Consider the following 19,976-nt stretch of genomic DNA (forward strand, 5'->3'; position numbering starts at 1 on the left):
CCTCACGTTTCACGTGAAACATCGACCCGCTCGGCGGTCTGACGGTCATGTTTCACGTGAAACCTCACCAGGAGCGCGGTGGCCGCGTAGAGCAGCGCCACACAGATCAGTAGCGCGGCCGATCTGCCATCCGGCGGCAGTATCACCGCGGCGACCGCCGCTGCTCCCACGAAGGCGACATTGAACAGCACGTCGTAGAGGGAGAAGATCCGTCCGCGGAAGTCATCGGCGATGGCGGACTGCACCACGGTGTCGGTGGCGATCTTCGCGCCCTGGGTGATCAGCCCGAGGACAAACGCGGCGATCAGCATGGGGGCGGGCTCGAAGGGCAGTCCGAGCCCCGGTTCCAGGAGGGCCGCGCTCCCGGCGCACACCATCACCCAGGAGAGCCGGCCGTCCGGCCGGGAGGAGGGTGTACGGGCAGCGAGCCGGGCCACCGCCCATGGTGTGATCACGGCCGCCGCGAAGAAGCCCCCGCCCGAAACGCCGACGGCCAGTCCCAGAAGCGCGAGCCCCTGGGACTCGGTTTCGGCCCATGCGTAGCGGCAGAGCATCAGCACCGTCACCGTGAGCGCGCCGTAGCAGAAGCGCATCAGCGTCATCGCGGTCAGTGCCACGGTGGGATCCCGCCGCTCCAGCAGATGGCGTACGCCCGCGACCAGGCCCCGCGCGGTGCTCATCAGGGCCGCGGAGAGGCGGGGCTGAAGGGCCGCGGGATCCGGCCCCAGCAGACCCGGTGCCATCAGCAGGGCCGTGAGCCCGGCGATGAGATAGAGCGCGGCGCCCACCAGGACAACCAGTGCGTCCGAGGAGGTGCCTCCCGGGCCCGACAGTCGGACGATGAAGGCGAGGCTGCCCCCGGCCGTGGCGGCGAGCGTTCCGGCCGTGGGTGAGAGGGAGTTGGCCATGACCAGGCGCTCCTGGCTGTCCACGACCCGGGGCAGGGCCGCCGAAAGACCGGCCAGCACAAAGCGGTTGACGGCCGTCACCGACAGGGCCGAGACATAGAAGAGCCACTCCGGCACCTGGCCCAGCACCAGCACGGCGGTTCCGACGGCCAGCCCCGAGCGCAGCAGATTGCCGTAGAGCAGCACCTGCCGCCGGCGCCAGCGGTCCAGCAGTACCCCGGCGAAGGGGCCGAGCAGGGAGTAGGGGAGCAGCAGGACGGCCATGGCGGAGGCGATGGCCGCGGCGGAGGTCTCCTTCTCCGGGGAGAAGACCACATAGGTGGCGAGCGCCACCTGGTAGACGCCGTCGGCCGATTGGGACAGCAGCCGGATGGCCAGGAGGTGGCGGAAGTCCCGCAGTTGCAGCAGTACGCGGAGATCACGCACAACAGGCATGGCGTCAGCCTCACACACCACACGGGCCTCCGGGTGTATTACCCGGAGGCCCGTGATCACGCGGCGGGAATCAGCGCATGGCGCTTCAGCGCTCGACCTCGCCCCTGATGAACTTCTCCACGTTCTCCCGCGCCTCGTTGTCGAAGTACTGCACCGGAGGCGACTTCATGAAGTACGAGGAGGCCGAGAGGATCGGGCCGCCGATGCCGCGGTCCTTGGCGATCTTCGCGGCGCGCAGCGCGTCGATGATGACACCCGCGGAGTTCGGGGAGTCCCACACCTCGAGCTTGTACTCCAGGTTCAGCGGGACATCGCCGAACGCGCGGCCCTCCAGGCGGACATAGGCCCACTTGCGGTCGTCCAGCCAGGCCACGAAGTCCGAGGGGCCGATGTGGACGTTGTCGGCGCCCAGGTCGCGGTCGGGGATCTGGGAGGTGACGGCCTGGGTCTTGGAGATCTTCTTGGACTCCAGGCGCTCCCGCTCGAGCATGTTCTTGAAGTCCATGTTGCCGCCGACGTTCAGCTGCATGGTGCGGTCCAGGATGACGCCCCGGTCCTCGAACAGCTTGGCCATCACGCGGTGCGTGATGGTCGCGCCGACCTGCGACTTGATGTCGTCACCGACGATCGGCACCCCGGCCTCGGTGAACTTGTCCGCCCACTCCTTGGTGCCGGCGATGAAGACCGGGAGCGCGTTGACGAAGGCGACCTTCGCGTCGATGGCGCACTGGGCGTAGTACTTGGCGGCGTCCTCGGAGCCGACCGGTAGGTAACAGACCAGAACGTCGACCTGCTTGTCCTTGAGGACCTGGACGACGTCGACCGGTGCCTCGTCGGACTCGTCGATGGTCTCGCGGTAGTACTTGCCGAGTCCGTCGAGCGTGTGGCCGCGCTGGACCGTGACACCGGCCGTCGGCACGTCGCAGATCTTGATGGTGTTGTTCTCGCTGGCGCCGATGGCGTCCGCGAGGTCCAGGCCGACCTTCTTCGCGTCCACGTCGAAGGCGGCGACGAACTCCACGTCCTTCACGTGGTAGTCGCCGAACTGCACGTGCATCAGACCCGGCACGCGGGTGTCCGGGTCGGCGTCCTTGTAGTACTCGACGCCCTGCACCAGCGAGGCGGCGCAGTTGCCCACACCGACGATGGCTACACGAACCGAACCCATTCCGGTTGCTCCCTGTGTGTACTGGACGAGACCCCGCGGATGCCGGGCCTCACTTGGCGGTGTCATCGGACGGATCCGGCCGGGAACCACCCCGGTGCCGGGGCGGGCCGTCCGCATCTTCTGACTGGTCCTGCTGTGGCGGCCGGTCCTCGTCCCGCTCGGTCGTCCGGACCTGCCCGGCGGTGTCCTCGCGCCGATCGCGCCCGGCCCGCTCGCTCTCGATCAGCTCGTTCAGCCAGCGCACCTCGCGCTCCACCGACTCCATCCCGTGTCGCTGCAGCTCGAGGGTGTAGTCGTCCAGACGCTCGCGGGTACGGGCCATGGCGGCGCGCATCTTGTCCAGGCGCTCCTCCAGGCGGCTGCGCCGCCCCTCCAGCACCCGCATCCGAACGTCTCGTGACGTCTGGCCGAAGAAGGCGAACCGGACGCCGAAGTGCTCGTCCTCCCAGGCGTCCGGCCCGGTGTGGGAGAGCAGCTCCTCGAACCGCTCCTTCCCCGCCGCCGTGAGCCGGTAGACGATCTTCGCCCGGCGGCCGGAGAGGGGCGCCGCGAGAGCGTCCGGGGAGGCGCTGCCGGATTCCTCGATCAACCAGCCGTTGCCGACCAGCGTCTTGAGGCAGGGATAGAGGCTGCCGTAGCTGAACGCGCGGAACACCCCGAGTGAGGTGTTGAGCCGCTTCCGCAGCTCGTATCCGTGCATCGGTGACTCGCGCAGCAGGCCGAGAACGGCGAACTCCAGGACGCCCGAGCGTCTGCTCATTCCCCGCCTCTCCTCTCCTCCGGGCCTGCTATGTCGAGCTGATGTATCGACTCGATACATCAAGACGATAGAACCGTGTGCGGGAAGGGACAAGAGGGACCACGGTGAACGCCGTCACATCACCAATTCGAGACACTCAATCTGACGGTTATGGAGTGAAGGTGGCGGCTGGGCGGGTTTTGACCGTGCGTACTCTGTTCGCCATGCAGACCTATGGGAACCAAGTGACGCCGCGATGCGTCCTCGTCCCGGATGCAGTGCGTCCGGTTGCCTTGTGCGACCGGATCGCACATTGGGGGGACCGGAAGCCATCTGCCGCTTTCAGGCGATAGCGCCTGCCCGAGGAGAAGTCGTTCCATGAGCGAGCACCGTCGCAAGCCGCCGCAACCCCAAGGCGGCGGACGAGCAGCGGCCCGGCGAGCCGGACAGCAGTCGTCCGGCCGCCGCGCAGCACCGACGCACAACGCCGCAGCCGGGTCGGGCGCCACCCCGCAGGGGGAAGAGCGCCCTTACGGTGGCCGCGCGGCGGCCCGCCGCGCCGCCCAGCGCAGCGGTGGCCGTAGACGAGGATCCGACGCGAGCGCGTCCGGCGCGGGCCCCGGCGGTCGCGGAGGCGGTCGGCGGGGGACCGGCGGCGGGCGCGGACGTGGCCCGGGGGGTGATGGGCCCCCCGGCAAGAAGCGCTTCATCGACTACCCGCGCGGCGGGCGGTCGGGGTTCCGGCGCTGGGTTCCGTCCTGGAGGCTGGTGACGGGAACCTTCATCTTCTTCTTCGCGGTGCTGCTCGGCGCCGTCGGCATAGGGCTGTGGCTGGTGGAGGTGCCGAGCGCCCAGGCCGCGTCCCAGACCCAGAAGAACGTGTACTACTGGGCGGACGGCAAGCAGATGGTGGTCTCCGGCGGTGGTGACCTCAACCGCCAGATCGTCCCCCTCAGCAAGATCCCCAAGTCCATGCAGAACGCGGTGATCTCCGCGGAGAACGCCAGCTTCTACGAGGACAGCGGCGTCGACCCGATGGGTATCGCCCGCGCGGTCGTCAACATGGCGAAGGGTGGGGCGACCCAGAGTGGTTCGACCATCACCCAGCAGTTCGTGAAGAACACCTACCTGGACCAGTCGCAGACCGTCACCCGTAAGGTCAAGGAACTGTTCATCTCCGTCAAGGTCGGAATCAAGATGGACAAGGACGACATCCTCGCGGATTATCTCAACACCGCGTACTACGGCCGCGGTGCCTACGGCTGCCAGGCGGCCGCCCGCGCCTACTTCGACCGGGACTGCTCGAAGCTGACGCCCAGCCAGAGCGCCTTCCTGGCCTCGACGCTCAACGGTCCCAACCTCTACGACCCCAACGGCGGCTATGGCGCCACCGCCACCAAGGAGGCCAACACCAAGCGCGCCAAGCAGCGCTGGGAGTGGACCCTGCGGCGTGAGGTCGCCGTGCACAGGATGCCCAGGGCCGAGGCCCAGAAGTGGATCGACAAGGGCTTCCCGATGCCGCAGAACCCGAAGGTGGCCACGAACAAGCAGGGCCAGATCGGCTACCTCACCGACCTTGCCGACAACTACATCATCGCCAACACCGGCATCAGCAAGTCACAGCTGGACAAGGGTGGCTACCAGATCCACACCACCTTCGACCGGAAGAAGATCAGTGAGCTGACCCGGGCGGTCGAGAAGGTCTCCAAGGAGAACCTCAGGCCGAAAGATCGCGTCGAGGACAAGCACGTCCAGTTCGGCGGCGCCTCGGTGGAGCCCAAGACGGGCAAGATCCTGGCCATCTACGGCGGCAAGAACGCGCTGGAGCACTACCGCAACAACGCCGACTACACCGGTGTCCAGGTGGGCTCGACCTTCAAGCCCTTCGTGATGGCCGCCGCGATGACCAATGGCGCCCGCGATCCGAAGGGCCCACGGGAGCAACCCGATTCCGAGCGCACCCTGGTCTCGCCGAGCAGTGTCTACAACGGCGACAACAAGGTGACCCTGCGGGACTACGACGGAACCGTCTGGCACGACAAGGACGGCAAGGAGTGGCACCAGCGGAACGACGGTGACGAGGACAAGGGCCCGATCAGCCTGCGCACCGCGATGCAGTACTCGGTGAACACCCCGTTCATCCAGCTGGGCATGGACGTCGGCACCGACAAGGTGCGGGAGGCGGCCCTGGCCGCGGGCCTCAACAAGGAGCAGCTGTCCTCGATCACCCCGACGTTCTCGCTCGGCACCTCCGCACCCAGCGCCATCCGGCTCGCCGGGGCGTACGCCACCTTCGCGGCCAGCGGTCAGCAGGCCGAGCCGTACTCGGTGGAGCGGGTCGAGGACAAGAACGGCACCGTCTACGACCACAAGCAGGACGCCGAGGTCAAGCGGGCGTTCGACTCGAACGTGGCGAACAACGTCACCGACGTCCTGGAGAACGTGGTCCAGCGCGGCACCGGCACCTCGGCCAAGATCGGCCGTCCGGTCGCGGGCAAGACCGGAACCACCGACGAGAACAAGTCGGCCTGGTTCTCCGGCTACACCCCGCAGCTGTCCACGGCGATCGGCATGTGGCGGGTGGACGACCAGGCCAAGAGCCAGAAGTTCCTGTCCATGCGCGGTGTGGGCGGTCAGAAGACGATCCACGGTGCGTCGTTCCCGGCGGAGATCTGGGCCGACTACATGCGCGGTGCCCTGAAGGGCGTGCCCGTCAAGGACTTCCCCGCGGCCACTCCGATCGGCCAGAAGGTCTTCGGCGAGGACGCCAGCCCGAGCCCGACCCAGACGACGGACAAGCCGTCCGAGTCCCCGTCGGAGTCGCCTTCGGAATCTCCGTCGGAGTCCCCCTCGGAGTCGCCGTCCGGCAGCCCGACCCCGACGGACACCTGTGACCCGCTGGACCTGGACTGCCAGGACAACGGCGGTAACGGCAACGGCGGCAACCAGAACGGCGGTCCGGGAGGTCCGTCCACGTCGCCGACCACGGAGGACCCGGGCGGCCCCGGTGGCATATTCGGCGGCCCGTCCGGGGCCCGCAGGGAGGAATAGCCCGCGGTCCCGTACGACCCGTTCACCTCTCGTCGGCCGCGCCGGAGCGAACCCGCTCCGGCGCGGCCGACGCCGTTCCAGGCCCTGGACGGCTCTCTGCGCCTCTGGTCCGCCTCTCCCCGACCGGAACCCCGCCCGGCGTCCGCGGCGCGCTCAGCGGCCGCTGGGGCGGTCCTGACTCCTCCGGAGGGACTCGTACGGCAGGATGGGGGCCATGAGCGTGCGCGAGGACCCACAGGCCCAGCCCGTCAGGCCGACCTCCGAGGACCCGGTGGCCGCGGCCGGCAGCGAGCTGATCGGTGGGCCGACCGGGCGCCGGGCCCTGCTGGGCACGAGCTGGTGGACCCCCGTGCGGATCGTGGCGATCGTCGCCATCGGCATGTTCGCTCTGGGCATGGTGCAGAAGCTGCCGTGCTACGACGGCGGCTGGTTCTACGGGGCCACCGCCCAGTACACCCACGCCTGCTACTCCGACATACCGCACCTCTACAACGGCCGCGGCTTCGCCCTCGACCTCGTCCCGTACTTCGACCGGATACCGGACAAGGTCTCGGGCGGGATGCAGTACCTGGAGTATCCGGTCCTCACCGGCCTCTTCATGGAGGTCGCTTCCTGGATGACCCCGCACGGCGGCTCCATCCAGGACCGGGAGCAGATCTACTGGCTGGTCAACGCGGGCATGCTGATGGTCTGCACCGCGGTCATCGCGGTCTGCGTGGCCCGTACGCACCGGCGCCGCCCCTGGGACGCGCTGCTGGTCGCCCTCGCCCCCGCCTTCGCGCTCACGGCCACCATCAACTGGGACCTGTTCGCCGTCGCCCTTACGGCCGCCGCCCTGCTGATGTGGTCCCGCAGCCGCCCGCTGGCCGCCGGTGTGCTGCTGGGGCTGGCGACGGCCGCCAAGCTCTACCCCGGGCTGCTGCTCGGTCCGCTGCTGGTGCTCTGCCTGCGGGCGGGGCGGCTGCGGGCCTTCTGGACGGCCGCGGGCGGGGCCCTTGCCGCCTGGCTCGTGGTGAACCTGCCCGTGATGGTCAGTACGCAGGGCGGACTGCACATCCGCGACGGCTGGAAGACCTTCTACACCTTCAGCCAGGAGCGGCCCGTGGACTTCGGCTCCGTGTGGCTGATCATCTCCCAGCGCACCGGGAACTCCCTGGAGGACGTCAACACCTACGGGACCGTGCTGATGGCCCTGGCCTGCCTCGGAGTGGCGGCGCTCGCCCTGTGCGCCCCGCGCCGTCCGCGCCTGGCCCAGCTGTCGTTCCTGATCGTCGCGGCGTTCGTGCTCACCAACAAGGTCTACTCACCGCAGTACGTGCTGTGGCTGATCCCGCTGGCCGCACTGGCCAGGCCGCGCTGGCGGGACTTCCTGGTCTGGCAGGCGTGCGAGGTCATGTACTTCCTGGGGATCTGGATGTACCTCGCGTACACGGGCAGCGGCGACCAGCACCGGGGCCTGCCCGCGGAGGGCTATCAGCTGGCGATCGCCGTACATCTGCTGGGGACGCTCTATCTGTGCGCCCTGATCGTCCGGGACGCGCTGGTGCCGGAGCGGGACCCGGTGCGCCGGGACGGGTCGGACGACCCCGGGGGAGGCGTGCTGGACCGGGCTCCGGACGCGTTCGTGCTGGGAGAGGCGCGGCGCGCTTCCCGCTATGAGGGCGCGGCGCTGGTGGACTGGGGCGTCCACCGGGAGTGAGCCCCGGACGGGAGCCCCTCCCAGTGGCGTGGGTTCAGCGGTCGAGCAGCCGGTCGAACTGCGTTGTGGTGTGCCGCAGATGCGCCACCAGCTCATCCCCCACCTGGGGCGCCTGGACATCGCTGGGCACGAACAGGATGGACACCTGCATGTGCGGCGGCTCGGCGAACCACCGCTGCTTGCCCGCCCACACGAACGGCGAGAGGTTGCGGTTGACGGTCGCCAGACCGGCGCGGGCGACCCCCTTGGCGCGGGGCATCACCCCGTGCAGCGCCTTGGGCGCCTCCAGGCCGACACCGTGGGAGGTGCCGCCCGCGACCACGACCAGATGGCCGTCGGATGCGGCCTTCTGCTGTCGGTAGCCGAAGCGGTCGCCCTTCGCGACCCGGGTGACGTCGAGCACCGAGCCCCGGTACTCCGTCGAATCGTGGTCGCCCAGCCACAGCCGGGTGCCGATGCGCGCCCGGAAGCGGGTCTGCGGGAACTGCTGCTGCAGCCGGGCCAGTTCCTCGGCCTTGAGGTGGCTGACGAACATGGTGTGCAGTGGCAGCCGCGCCGCCCGCAGCCGGTCCATCCAGGCGATGACCTCCTCGACCGCGTCCAGGCCGTCGGTGCGGTCGAGCGGGAGGTGGATGGCGAACCCCTCCAGCCGGACGTTCTCTATCGCGGCGTGCAGCTTGGGCAGGTCCTCCTCGGTGACGCCGTGCCGCTTCATGCTGCTCATGACCTCGATGACCACGCGCGCGTTCACCAGGCCGTAGACGCCGTCGACCGACGAGACCGAACGGATCACCCGGTCCGGCAGTGGCACCGGCTCCTCACCGCGGCGGAAGGGGGTGAGCACGAGCAGGTCACCGCTGAAGAAGTCCTTCATCCGGGCGGCCTCGTACGTGGTTCCGACCGCGAGGATGTCGCTGCCGAAGCGGGCGGCTTCCTCGGCCAGTCGCTCATGGCCGAAGCCGTAGCCGTTGCCTTTGCAGACCGGGACTATCCCCGGGAACTGCTGGATCACCGTTTGCTGATGCGCCCGCCAGCGAGCGGTGTCGACGTAGAGGGTGAGCGCCATTGACCGGTCCCGGAACCTTTCTCGTAGCCGCGGTGTATTGGAGGTATGGGAGACAGCGAATCGTGGTCAGCGGCGCGACATGTAGATGTCGAGCGCCTTGTGCAGGAGCTTGTTGAGCGGGAAGTCCCACTCGCCGAGGTATTCGGCAGCCTGCCCGCCGGTGCCCACCTTGAACTGGATCAGGCCGAAGAGATGATCCGTCTCATCGAGGGAGTCGCTGATGCCGCGCAGGTCATAGACGGTCGCGCCCAGTGCGTAGGCGTCGCGGAGCATCCGCCACTGCATCGCGTTCGAGGGCCGGACCTCGCGCTTGTGGTTGGCGGAGGCGCCGTAGGAGTACCAGACATGGCCGCCGACGATCAGCATCGTGGCGGCGGCCACGGCCTCGTTCTCGTGCATCGCGAAGTACAGCCGCATCCGGTTGGGGTCCTCGGTGTTGAGGGCCGTCCACATGCGCTGGAAGTAGCTGAGCGGGCGGGGCCGGAAGTGGTCGCGCTCCGCGGTGATCTCATAGAGCCGCTGCCACTCGGCCAGATGCTCGTAGCCGCCCTGGACGACCTCGACACCGGCCTTCTCGGCCTTCTTGATGTTGCGGCGCCACAGCTGGTTGAAGCCCTTGTGGACATCCTCGAGGGAGCGGTTCTCCAGCGGCACCTGGAAGACGTATCGCGGCTGGACGTCACCGAAGCCGGCCCCGCCGTCCTCGCCCTGCTGCCAGCCCATGCGCCGCAGCCGCTCGGCCACCTCGAAGGCGCGCGGCTCGATGAAGGTGGCCTCGACATCGCGCAGCCGCTTGACGTCGGGGTTCTGGATGCCGGACTTGATCGCGGCGGAATCCCAGCGGCGGATGATGACCGGCGGGCCCATCTTCACGGAGAAGGCGCCCTGCTGCTTCAGATGCGCGAGCATCGGACGCAGCCAGTCCTCCAGGTTGGGGGCGTACCAGTTGATGACCGGGCCCTCGGGAAGATAGGCGAGATAGCGCTTGATCTTGGGCAGCTGACGGTAGAGGACGAGACCGGCGCCGACGAGCTGACCCGTGGCGTCGAACCAGCCGAGGTTCTCCGAGCGCCACTCCGACTTGACGTCAGCCCATGCAGGCACCTGCATGTGGCTTGCCGCCGGCAGGCTCTGGATGTACGCCAGATGCTGCTCTCGGCTGATCGTCCTCAGGGTCAGGCTCATGTGGGGCGCTCCTCGGCAGGTTTGTCCCCAGGGTCGGGGCTCCGGCTCTCGCGCCGAAGCCTACTGCGACCGGGACACGCCCCGTTCGGGCCCGGGGAGAACCGGGCTCCGGGCCGGCTCAGCCCAGCACGCCGCCGAAGAGCCCGCCATGTGCCATGCCGAGATAGAAGCCGACCCCGGCGGCACCGAGCCCGATGATCAGCAGGAACCGCTCACCAGTGGTCACGGACCTCAGCTGGCCCCAGGCACCGCTGATCATCCCGATCAGTCCGACCCATGAGCTGACCAGGTGGAGATGGGGGAAATGAGCCGTGACAAAGGCGATCACGCCGATCACCACGGTCGCCACGGCGACCGTGTTCTCTACGGGATGCGACTTGCCGTCGGTGTCCAGGAAGGTGAACAAGCCGTGGTGGGATCGTGCTGCCTGTGCCATGGGGCACCTCCAGGTAGGCACATAGAGCAAGGCGGCGAACTGTTACGCCGCTCACACCCGATGTGTACAGATTGCGGGCCGAGACGCCCGGATTTCAAGCGGGCGGCCGGAGCCGGGTACTGTGTACCGTCCGCGGTGGTGTCTGCACTGACGCCGAAGCGGATACGCATCACGACCCTCCTGCCACGGAACGACCGTGGCCGCTGAGTCCAAAGGAGGTGGGTTCCACATGCGTCACTACGAGGTGATGGTCATCCTCGACCCCGATCTCGAGGAGCGCGCTGTCTCCCCGCTGATCGAGAACTTCCTTTCCGTCGTCCGTGAGGGCGATGGCAAGGTCGAGAAGGTCGACACCTGGGGCCGTCGTCGTCTCTCGTACGAGATCAAGAAGAAGCCCGAGGGCATCTACTCGGTCATCGACCTGCAGGCCGAGCCCGCGGTCGTCAAGGAGCTCGACCGCCAGCTGAACCTGAATGAGTCGGTCCTCCGGACCAAGGTCCTCCGTCCCGAGACCCACTGACCGCGTAAGCGTTCAGCGGTCATCGGGGCCGAATCGCAACGAGTAGCAAGCAGCCCAGCAGTACCCGCCGAGAGGTTCCCCCAATGGCAGGCGAGACCGTCATCACGGTCGTCGGCAATCTCGTCGACGACCCCGAGCTGCGTTTCACCCCGTCCGGTGCGGCGGTCGCGAAGTTCCGCGTCGCGTCCACTCCCCGTACCTTCGACCGGCAGACCAACGAGTGGAAGGACGGCGAGAGCCTCTTTCTCACGTGCTCGGTGTGGCGGCAGGCCGCGGAGAACGTGGCCGAGTCCCTTCAGCGCGGCATGCGCGTCATCGTGCAGGGCCGTCTGAAGCAGCGGTCCTATGAGGACCGCGAGGGGATCAAGCGCACGGTCTATGAGCTGGATGTCGACGAGGTCGGCGCCAGCCTGCGCAACGCCACAGCCAAGGTCACCAAGACCACCGGTCGCGGTGGTCAGGGTGGTTACGGCGGCGGTGGCGGTGGCGGCCAGGGCGGCGGTGGCTGGGGCGGTGGCCCCAGCGGCGGCGGCCAGCAGCAGGGCGGCGGCGCTCCGGCCGACGACCCGTGGGCGACCGGCGCTCCTGCCGGTGGCCAGGGCGGCGGTGGTGGTGGCTGGGGCGGTGGCTCCGGCAACTCCGGGGGCTACTCGGACGAGCCGCCCTTCTAGACCCGAGGCGTTGTTTCACGTGAAACAGCGCGTGGTCTGGTCAGGGCGACCAGCACACACTTCTTGATCACACTGGAGAGAGACAATGGCGAAGCCGCCTGCTCGCAAGCCTAAGAAGAAGGTTTGCGTGTTCTGCAAGGAGAAGATCTCCTACGTCGACTACAAGGACACGAACCTGCTGCGGAAGTTCATCTCCGACCGCGGCAAGATCCGTGCCCGCCGGGTCACCGGCAACTGCACCCAGCACCAGCGTGACGTCGCCACGGCCGTGAAGAACAGCCGTGAGATGGCGCTGCTGCCCTACACCTCCACCGCGCGATAAGGGAAGGGTGACTGACTCATGAAGATCATCCTCACCCACGAGGTCTCCGGCCTCGGCACCGCCGGTGACGTCGTGGACGTCAAGGACGGTTACGCCCGTAACTACCTGGTTCCGCGTGGTCTGGCGCTCCGCTGGACCAAGGGCGGCGAGAAGGACGTCGAGCAGATCCGCCGCGGTCGTCGCATCCGCGAGATCGCCACGATCGAGCAGGCCAATGAGGTCAAGGCTCAGCTCGAGGGCGTCAAGGTGCGGCTGAAGACCCGTGCCGGCGACGCCGGCCGGCTGTTCGGCTCCGTCACCCCGGCCGACATCGCTTCGGCGATCAAGGACGCGGGTGGCCCGGAGGTCGACAAGCGCCGCATCGAGGTGCAGGCCCCGATCAAGACCCTGGGCGCGCACCAGGTCTCGGTCCGCCTGCACGCCGAGGTTGCCGCCAAGGTCGGCGTCGAGGTCGTCGCCGCCTGACGACGGCCGTGACGGTCGCCGTCGGCACCGTGCACAGTGCACTAGAGGGCCGCACCCCTGTTGTGGGTGCGGCCCTCCGCCGTGTCGGCCCTCCGCCGTGTCGGCCTTCTACCGTGGTCCGCGTCAGCCCTCTTCCGTGTTGCCCTCCGCCGCGCCGGGTGCTGAGTGGCGGGGCGTGGGCTCAGCCTCGTACCGCGCCGGTGACGATCCAGCGGCCGGAGCGGGTGCGCAGCCACAGGGTCGCCATCCGGACCGCCATCATCAGCGCCATGGTGCACCACAGCGCCGTCAGGCCCCCACCGAGCGAGGGCACCAGCAGTGCCACCGGGGCGAAGACGGCCAGCGTGGCGATCATCGCCCACGCCAGATACGGCCCGTCCCCCGCGCCCATCAGCACGCCGTCGAGGACGAAGACCACACCCGAGACCGGCTGGATGAGGGCCGTGACCAGCAGGGCGGGCAGCAGGGCGTCCCGTACCGCGGAATCAGTGGTGAACAGGGGGATGAACAGCGGCCGGGAAGCCACCACCAGCAGGCCCAGCGCCACGCCCGAGGCGATACCCCACCGCACCATGCGACGGCAGGCGGCCCGTGCCCCCTCCTCATCGCCCGCCCCCAGATAGCGCCCGATGATCGCCTGGCCCGCGATGGCGATGGCGTCCAGGGCGAACGCCAGCAGGTTCCACAAGGTGAGCACGATCTGATGGGCGGCGATATCGGTGTCGCCGAGGCGAGCCGCAACGGCCGTCGCGATCAGCATCACGGCGCGCAGCGAGAGCGTACGGATCAGCAGCGGTGCCCCGGCGTGGGCACAGGCCCTGATGCCCGCGGCATCGGGCCGCAGCGACGTGCCATGGCGCCGTGCGCCCCGGATGACGACGGCGAGGTAGACGGCGGCCATGGCGTTCTGGGCGATCACCGTGCCCCAGGCCGAGCCGGCGATGCCCAGCCCGGCCCCGTAGACCAGGACGGCGTTCAGCGCGGCGTTGGCACCGAAGCCGCCGATGGCGACATACAGCGGGGTCCGGGTGTCCTGGAGACCGCGCAGCACACCGGTGGCGGCGAGCACCACCAGCATCGCGGGGATGCCGAGGGTGCTGATCCGCAGATAGGTGATGGCGTAGGGCGCGGCGGTGTCCGAGGCGCCGAAGAGGTCGACCAGGGCGGGGGCGGTGGGAAGGGCGACGGCGATGACGGCGGCGCCGAGCAGCAGGGCCAGCCAGATGCCGTCCATGCCCTGCCGTATCGCCCCGGCGAGGTCGCCCGCGCCGACCCGGCGGGCCACCGCCGCGGTGGTGGCGTAGGCGAGGAAGACGAAGACGTTGACGGCGGTGGCGAGCAGGGCCGCGGCGACGCCCAGACCGGCCAGCTGGGCGGTGCCCAGATGGCCGACGACGGCACTGTCGACCATGACGAAGAGGGGTTCCGCCACGAGTGCGCCGAAGGCGGGAAGCGCGAGTGCGATGATCTCGCGGTCGTGGTGGCGCGGGGTGCTCCGCGCGCTCGTGGGGGCCTGTGTCATGAGGGCAATGTAATCGTCCACAGGTAAGAGACACAAGCTGCCTCCGATCCTTACAAGGCGGCGCACGGGACGATCTTCTCTGCGCCCTTTGTCGTGATCTTGCGCTGGGGGCGGAAGTTTTTCTTCTGCACAGCCACTGGATAGAGAAACCGCAGGTCAGACCTGGAGCCTCGGGGTGATTGTGTGTTTGTCCACAGCACTGTCCCCCGGCCCGTGCACAGGTTCGCGCGACTTACCCACAGGATGGATCCCATCATCCACATGCCCTGTGGATAACCAAGTTGGCTGGCGGTCCCGACGGGCCTAACGTGGTCCGGCGCCCGCCACCCGATCCGGCCCTGGAAGCCCCAGCCTCCGATGCGCCGTGTCCGGAAAGCCGGCCGCTCAGTTGTGTCATAGCCGTGCCGTAAGAAGGACGGGCACGGCGAGGTTCGCTTCGCGGACGGGAGGAGGTGACGGGGTGAGCGTGCCCGAGCCCATGGACGACCCATGGGCGGACTCCGGCCCCTCCGACCGGTTCCCGTCCCCCCGCTTCCGCCGCGGTGAGGGCGGCGGCCGGGGCCGCGACGGCCAGGACCGCGACGGAAGCGGCGGCTCCCCCTGGGAGGGCTCCGGCTTCGAGCGCGTTCCGCCCCAGGATCTCGACGCCGAGCAGTCCGTCCTCGGCGGCATGCTGCTCTCCAAGGACGCCATCGCCGATGTGGTGGAGGTCCTCAAGGGCAATGACTTCTACCGGCCCGCTCATGAGACCGTCTACCAGGCCATCCTGGACCTCTACGCCAAGGGCGAGCCGGCCGACCCGATCACCGTCGCCGCGGAGCTGACCAAGCGCGGCGAGATCGCCCGGGTCGGCGGCGCCTCGTATCTCCACACCCTCGTCCAGTCGGTCCCCACCGCCGCCAACGCCGAGTACTACGCGGAAATCGTCCACGAGCGCGCCGTGCTGCGCCGCCTCGTCGAGGCAGGCACCCGCATCACCCAGATGGGGTACGCGGCGGACGGGGATGTCGACGAGATCGTCAACAACGCCCAGGCGGAGATCTACGCCGTCACCGAGCAGCGCACCAGCGAGGACTATCTGCCGCTCGGCGACATCATGGAGGGTGCGCTCGACGAGATCGAGGCGATCGGCTCGCGCAGCGGACAGATGTCCGGCGTGCCCACCGGCTTCACCGATCTGGACTCCCTGACGAACGGGCTGCACCCGGGCCAGATGATCGTCATCGCCGCCCGCCCCGCGATGGGTAAGTCCACCCTGGCCCTCGACTTCGCGCGCGCCTGCTCCATCAAGCACGCCATGCCGAGCGTCATCTTCTCCCTGGAGATGGGCCGCAACGAGATCGCGATGCGTCTGCTCTCCGCCGAGGCCCGGGTGGCGCTCCACCACATGCGCTCCGGCAGCATGACCGACGAGGACTGGACCCGGCTGGCCCGCCGGATGCCGGATGTCTCCCAGGCCCCGCTCTTCATCGACGACTCCCCGAACCTGTCGATGATGGAGATCCGCGCCAAGTGCCGCCGCCTCAAGCAGCGCAATGACCTCCAACTGGTCGTCATCGACTACCTCCAGCTGATGCAGTCCGGCGGTGCCAGGCGCCCCGAGAGCCGTCAGCAGGAGGTCTCTGACATGTCGCGAAACCTGAAGCTGCTGGCCAAGGAGCTGGAAGTACCGGTCATCGCGCTCTCCCAGCTGAACCGAGGCCCCGAGCAGCGCACGGACAAGAAGCCAATGGTCTCGGACCTCCGAGAGAGTGGATCCATCGAGCAGGACGCCGACATGGTCATCCTGCTCCACCGCGAGGACGCCTACGAGAAGGAGTCGCCGCGCGCGGGCGAGGCGGACCTGATCGTGGCCAAGCACCGTAACGGCCCGACGGCCACGATCACGGTCGCCTTCCAGGGCCACTACTCCCGCTTCGTGGACATGGCCCAGACCTGACAACCGCTGCCTGGTCTGCGGCGCTTTGCCGTTCCCGCAAAGAACTTTGTCAGACTTTCCTGGGCGGGGGCAGGTTGGTGGGCATGGACAAACAGTTCTGGGACGACAGGTATGGCAGTCGTGACCAGCTCTTCAGTGGGGCGCCCAACGGGGTGCTCGTCAGCGAGGTCGCCGAGCTGCCGCCGGGGCAGGCGCTTGATGTGGGGTGTGGGGAGGGTGGCGACGCGGTCTGGCTGGCTCGGCGGGGGTGGCGGGTGACCGCGGTGGACATCTCCCGGGTCGCCCTGGAGCGTGCCGCCGCGGCGGCCGCGGACATCGAGGGCCGGGTGGCGTGGAGGCGGGCCGATCTGACCAGTACGCCGCTCCCGGCCGCGGCGTTCGACCTGGTGTCGGTCCAGTACTTTCCGCTCAAGCGGCAGCCGGACCACGGCGCGCTGCGTGGCCTGCTGGCTGCCGTAGCGCCCGGGGGCACGCTGCTGTTCGCCACGCATGACCTCGCCGATCTGGCCCCGCACCCGGAGCAGGGCTTCGACCCCGGGGACTACTACCAGCCCGACGACGTCGCCGGGGTGCTCGACGACGACTGGGCGGTTGTGGTCAACGAGACCCGGCCACGCACCGCTCCCGCCCCCGCCGGCACCCACCACACCCATGACACCGTGCTACGCGCGCGACGGCTGCGGTAGGCGGTAGCCGGGGGCGGTCAGGGCTGGAGCTGGTGGCCCAGGGCCGTCGCCTTCTCCACGCGGCGGGCGAGAACCTCCTCATGACGGTCCGCCATCTGCCGCAGCGCGTCCTTGCGGTCGCGCTTGGAGAGCCGGTCGATGTAGAGGTGCCCGGAGAGGTGGTCGGCCTCGTGCTGCAGACACCGGGCGAAGTAGCCGGTGCCCTCGATCACCAGCGGGTTGCCGTCCTTGTCGACGCCGCGGACCACGGTGCGGTCGGTGCGCGGTACGTCCATCCGCGCGCCCGGTACGGACAGACAGCCCTCGGCCTCCTCGATGAGCAGCCGGTGGGCCGGGTCGGGCTGGTCCAGGACGGGGTTGATGATGTGGCCGATATGCCGTACGCCGTGGTCGTCCGGGCAGTCGTAGACGAACAGCCGCAGATCGACGTCGACCTGATTGGCTGCCAGCCCGGCGCCGTCGGCGATGTACATGGTGAGGAACATGTCGTCGATGAGGGCGCTCAGCTCGGGCGTGCCGAACTCGGTCACTTCGCGGCAGGAGCGGCGGAGCACCTCCTCGCCCACCTCGGTGATCCGGCGCGGGGAACCGCGTCCGGCCTCGGGAGGCAGCGCCGGATAGGAGTCGACGGGTTTCCCCTGCACCAGGACGCGCACCGCTGATCTCACCTTTTCCGCCCCCACTGCCGGCCGCCTGATGGCCGCTCACGGCCGCTGAGGCCGCCCCCGCTGATGGTCATGTCCGGCCAACGTAGCAGGGGCGGTTCGGCCGCGGCTCCGGCGCGCGTCAGATCGCGTCAGGTACGGGGTCAGAGCGCTTCGCCGAGCTCCTCCAGCAGCCGCCGCTTGCTGCGGGCCCCGACCAGCGACCGCACCGGCTCGCCCGCCCGGAACAGCATCAGGGTCGGCATCGAGAGCACCCCGTACGCGTTGGTGGTGGACGGGTTCTCGTCCACGTCCAGGGACACCACCTTCAGCCGGTGACCCTCCTCCTGCGCGATCTCCGCCAGCACCGGCGCGATCATTCGGCACGGCGGGCACCACGAGGCGGTGAACTTCACCAGCACCGGCAGCTCGGCCGCCAGCACCTCCTCCGCGAAGGTGGCGTCCGTGACCGTGGCCACTCCGCCCATGTGTGTCAGTGACATGTCATATCTCCCTTGGCGTCTTTGTCGTGCGGGTGGAGCTGTTGTGGTTACGGCGGGCTCAGGGGCCGGGCGGTGCCAGCTCGCAGCGCGGCTCCGGGGCACCTTCGGGCGCCGTCGCCGCGGCCTCCAGCTCCACGCGCGCCCGCTCCGCCTGGACGAGCTGTGTTCCCACCCGCTCCCGGATCGCGCTCAGCCGGGCGATGCACTCGTCCAGCTCGGCGAGCTTGCGCCGGTATACCTCCAGCGAGGCGGGGCAGGAGTCACCGGCCGGATGGCCGGAGCGCAGGCACTCGACGAACGGACGCGTCTCCTCCAGCTCGAAGCCGAAGTCCCGCAGCGTGCGGATCTGCTGGAGCAGCCGCAGATCCTCCTCGTCGTACGACCGGTAACCATTGCCGGTGCGGCGCGCGGGCAGCAGCCCGAGCGACTCGTAATAGCGCAGGGTGCGGGTGGTCGTACCCGCCCGTTCGGCCAGCTCTCCGATCCGCATGACTTGACGGTAGACCTTGACCCCGGCGTAAAGGCCAGAGCGCGGTGCGGGGCTGGGCGGTACCGGCGGCCGACCGATGACTGACCGTTGTCGGACCCTCGCCGTAGAGTGCCGATATGACCACACCCGACGTGGATGAGTTCGCCGAGCCGCTGCCCGCCACCCGCCGTGCCCTGCTGCGGCGCCTCGCCCGCGGTCAGGCGGAGGGCCGTGCCCCATCCCTGGTCGGGGCCGTGGTGCGGGAGGGGCGGCTGGTGTGGACGGGTTCGCGCAGCTCCGTGGACGGAACCGCACCGGACACCGACACCCAGTACCGCATCGGCTCCTTGACCAAGACCTTTGTGGCGGTGCTGGTGATGCGGCTGCGCGACGAGGGGCTGCTGGACCTCGGCGATCCGCTGGCCAAGCATCTGGACGTGCCGGAGGCCGAGGGCGCGACCGTGGCCCAGCTCCTCTCCCACACCTCGGGTCTCGCCGCCGAGACCCGCGGCCCGTGGTGGGAGCGCACGCCCGGGGCGCTGCGGCCCGAGACCGCCGATATCTTCGGCGAGCGCCCGCTGATCCACCCAGCGGGCCGCCGTCACCACTACTCCAACCCCGGTTTCGCGCTGCTCGGCGCGCTGGTCGAGCGGCTGCGCGGAGCGCCCTGGGGCGAGGTGCTCGCGCATGAGGTGCTGGAGCCGCTGGGGATGGGGCGTACGTCGCTCGAGCCGCGGGCGCCGCACGCCGGGGGATGGGCCGTGCATCCCTGGGCGGATGTGCTGCTGCCGGAACCGGCCGAGGACACCGGGCGGATGGGCCCGGCCGGGCAGCTCTGGTCGACCGCCGGGGATCTGGCCCGCTTCGCCGCCTTCCTGCTGGACGGGGACGACCGGGTGCTCGGCGCGGAGTCGCTCGCCGAGATGCGGGAGCCCGCCGTCGCCCCCGAGGAGGGGGACTGGGACGGAGGCTATGGCCTGGGGACACAGCTGGTCCGGCACGGCGGGCGGTTTCTCCACGGCCACACCGGCTCCATGCCCGGCTTCCTGGCCTCGCTGTGGGTGAGCGCCGAGGACCGGCTGGCCGGGATCGCGCTGGCCAACACCACCTCGGGGCCCGCGATCGGTGGCATCGCCGCCGACCTCATACGGATCGTGGCGGAGCGTGAGCCCCGTATCCCCGAGCCGTGGCGGCCGCTGACCGAGGTCGATCCGGCGCTGCTGGCGCTGACCGGCCCCTGGTACTGGGGCCCCCGCGCCTACCACCTGCGGCTGCGCGCGAACCGCGGACTGGAGCTGTCCCCGGCCACCGGGGGAGGCCGGGCCTCCCGCTTCAGGGCCGAGCCGGACGGCACCTGGACGGGGCTCGACGGCTATTACGCGGGGGAGACGCTGCGGGTGGTCGAGGGGGAGGGCGGCGCCCCGGCCCATCTGGACCTGGGCACCTTCGTGTTCACCCGGGAGCCCTACGCCCCGGGCGATGTGGTGCCCGGCGGGGTCGACCCGGAGGGCTGGCGCGCGCTCTGAGGGGGAGACGGCGGGGCGGGAG

At 69.4% G+C, this 19,976-nt stretch carries 19 protein-coding genes; 9 read left to right on the top strand and 10 right to left on the bottom strand.

Going from position 1 to position 19,976, the window contains the following annotated elements:
* Positions 1 to 2: 2 nt before the first annotated feature.
* The 3 genes from ACMTAK_RS25990 to ACMTAK_RS26000 form a co-directional block, all read right to left on the bottom strand.
* Entirely contained in the window at positions 3 to 1,343 is a 1,341-nt protein-coding gene (locus tag ACMTAK_RS25990; RefSeq protein ID WP_413808432.1) for an MFS transporter, read from the bottom strand.
* 85 nt (positions 1,344 to 1,428) lie between these two features.
* Positions 1,429 to 2,511, bottom strand: coding sequence for an inositol-3-phosphate synthase (locus tag ACMTAK_RS25995; RefSeq protein WP_413808433.1), 1,083 nt, complete (start codon positions 2,509 to 2,511; stop codon positions 1,429 to 1,431).
* 49 nt (positions 2,512 to 2,560) lie between these two features.
* Positions 2,561 to 3,271 (bottom strand): PadR family transcriptional regulator, encoded by a 711-nt coding sequence (locus ACMTAK_RS26000; protein WP_413808434.1) that lies wholly within the window; start codon positions 3,269 to 3,271, stop codon positions 2,561 to 2,563.
* A gap of 357 nt (positions 3,272 to 3,628) precedes the next feature.
* Between ACMTAK_RS26000 and ACMTAK_RS26005 the strand changes: the two genes are divergently transcribed.
* Positions 3,629 to 6,301, top strand: a complete 2,673-nt coding sequence (locus ACMTAK_RS26005; RefSeq protein WP_413808435.1) for a transglycosylase domain-containing protein — start codon at positions 3,629 to 3,631, stop codon at positions 6,299 to 6,301.
* Between the two features lie 214 nt (positions 6,302 to 6,515).
* Positions 6,516 to 8,000, top strand: coding sequence for a glycosyltransferase family 87 protein (locus tag ACMTAK_RS26010; RefSeq protein ID WP_413808436.1), 1,485 nt, complete (start codon positions 6,516 to 6,518; stop codon positions 7,998 to 8,000).
* A gap of 34 nt (positions 8,001 to 8,034) precedes the next feature.
* Here ACMTAK_RS26010 and ACMTAK_RS26015 read toward each other — a convergent pair whose 3' ends face one another.
* From ACMTAK_RS26015 to ACMTAK_RS26025, 3 genes are all read right to left on the bottom strand, one after another.
* Entirely contained in the window at positions 8,035 to 9,066 is a 1,032-nt protein-coding gene (locus ACMTAK_RS26015) for an alanine racemase (protein WP_262702096.1), read from the bottom strand.
* A gap of 66 nt (positions 9,067 to 9,132) precedes the next feature.
* On the bottom strand, positions 9,133 to 10,251 hold the full coding sequence (locus ACMTAK_RS26020) for a lipid II:glycine glycyltransferase FemX (RefSeq protein ID WP_037954643.1): 1,119 nt from the start codon (positions 10,249 to 10,251) through the stop codon (positions 9,133 to 9,135).
* A 118-nt stretch (positions 10,252 to 10,369) separates the two neighbouring features.
* A complete protein-coding gene (locus ACMTAK_RS26025) occupies positions 10,370 to 10,687 on the bottom strand; it encodes a hypothetical protein (protein WP_044572649.1) in 318 nt (105 codons plus the stop codon).
* A gap of 229 nt (positions 10,688 to 10,916) precedes the next feature.
* Here ACMTAK_RS26025 and rpsF point away from each other — a divergent pair, with 229 nt between their 5' ends.
* From rpsF to rplI, 4 genes are all read left to right on the top strand, one after another.
* Complete coding sequence (gene rpsF, locus ACMTAK_RS26030; protein ID WP_020869989.1) at positions 10,917 to 11,207, top strand: 30S ribosomal protein S6; 291 nt, start codon at positions 10,917 to 10,919, stop codon at positions 11,205 to 11,207.
* Between the two features lie 83 nt (positions 11,208 to 11,290).
* On the top strand, positions 11,291 to 11,878 hold the full coding sequence (locus ACMTAK_RS26035) for a single-stranded DNA-binding protein (RefSeq protein WP_037954647.1): 588 nt from the start codon (positions 11,291 to 11,293) through the stop codon (positions 11,876 to 11,878).
* A gap of 85 nt (positions 11,879 to 11,963) precedes the next feature.
* Entirely contained in the window at positions 11,964 to 12,200 is a 237-nt protein-coding gene (gene rpsR / locus ACMTAK_RS26040; protein ID WP_003978893.1) for a 30S ribosomal protein S18, read from the top strand.
* Between the two features lie 18 nt (positions 12,201 to 12,218).
* On the top strand, positions 12,219 to 12,665 hold the full coding sequence (gene rplI, locus ACMTAK_RS26045; protein ID WP_198267438.1) for a 50S ribosomal protein L9: 447 nt from the start codon (positions 12,219 to 12,221) through the stop codon (positions 12,663 to 12,665).
* A gap of 181 nt (positions 12,666 to 12,846) precedes the next feature.
* Here the strand turns inward: rplI and ACMTAK_RS26050 are convergent, their stop codons facing one another.
* Positions 12,847 to 14,187 carry an MATE family efflux transporter gene (locus ACMTAK_RS26050; RefSeq protein ID WP_413808437.1) on the bottom strand — a complete coding sequence of 447 codons (1,341 nt, stop codon included), beginning with the start codon at positions 14,185 to 14,187 and terminating at the stop codon, positions 12,847 to 12,849.
* A 460-nt stretch (positions 14,188 to 14,647) separates the two neighbouring features.
* Between ACMTAK_RS26050 and dnaB the strand changes: the two genes are divergently transcribed.
* Both dnaB and ACMTAK_RS26060 read left to right on the top strand, forming a co-directional pair.
* Complete coding sequence (gene dnaB, locus ACMTAK_RS26055) at positions 14,648 to 16,126, top strand: replicative DNA helicase (RefSeq protein ID WP_413808438.1); 1,479 nt, start codon at positions 14,648 to 14,650, stop codon at positions 16,124 to 16,126.
* 83 nt (positions 16,127 to 16,209) lie between these two features.
* Positions 16,210 to 16,812, top strand: coding sequence for a class I SAM-dependent methyltransferase (locus tag ACMTAK_RS26060; RefSeq protein ID WP_413808439.1), 603 nt, complete (start codon positions 16,210 to 16,212; stop codon positions 16,810 to 16,812).
* A 17-nt stretch (positions 16,813 to 16,829) separates the two neighbouring features.
* Here the strand turns inward: ACMTAK_RS26060 and def are convergent, their stop codons facing one another.
* The 3 genes from def to ACMTAK_RS26075 all read right to left on the bottom strand — a co-directional run bounded on the left by def (position 16,830) and on the right by ACMTAK_RS26075 (position 18,449).
* Entirely contained in the window at positions 16,830 to 17,468 is a 639-nt protein-coding gene (gene def / locus ACMTAK_RS26065) for a peptide deformylase (RefSeq protein WP_020869998.1), read from the bottom strand.
* 152 nt (positions 17,469 to 17,620) lie between these two features.
* On the bottom strand, positions 17,621 to 17,959 hold the full coding sequence (gene trxA, locus ACMTAK_RS26070; protein ID WP_413808440.1) for a thioredoxin: 339 nt from the start codon (positions 17,957 to 17,959) through the stop codon (positions 17,621 to 17,623).
* Between the two features lie 58 nt (positions 17,960 to 18,017).
* A complete protein-coding gene (locus ACMTAK_RS26075) occupies positions 18,018 to 18,449 on the bottom strand; it encodes a MerR family transcriptional regulator (protein WP_413808441.1) in 432 nt (143 codons plus the stop codon).
* A gap of 116 nt (positions 18,450 to 18,565) precedes the next feature.
* Between ACMTAK_RS26075 and ACMTAK_RS26080 the strand changes: the two genes are divergently transcribed.
* Positions 18,566 to 19,954: a serine hydrolase domain-containing protein gene (locus ACMTAK_RS26080; protein WP_413808442.1), complete on the top strand. Its 1,389-nt coding sequence runs from the start codon at positions 18,566 to 18,568 to the stop codon at positions 19,952 to 19,954.
* Positions 19,955 to 19,976 lie beyond the last annotated feature (22 nt).

The sequence above is a fragment of the Streptomyces lacaronensis genome, assembly GCF_047337785.1.
Taxonomy (GTDB): domain Bacteria; phylum Actinomycetota; class Actinomycetes; order Streptomycetales; family Streptomycetaceae; genus Streptomyces; species Streptomyces lycopersici.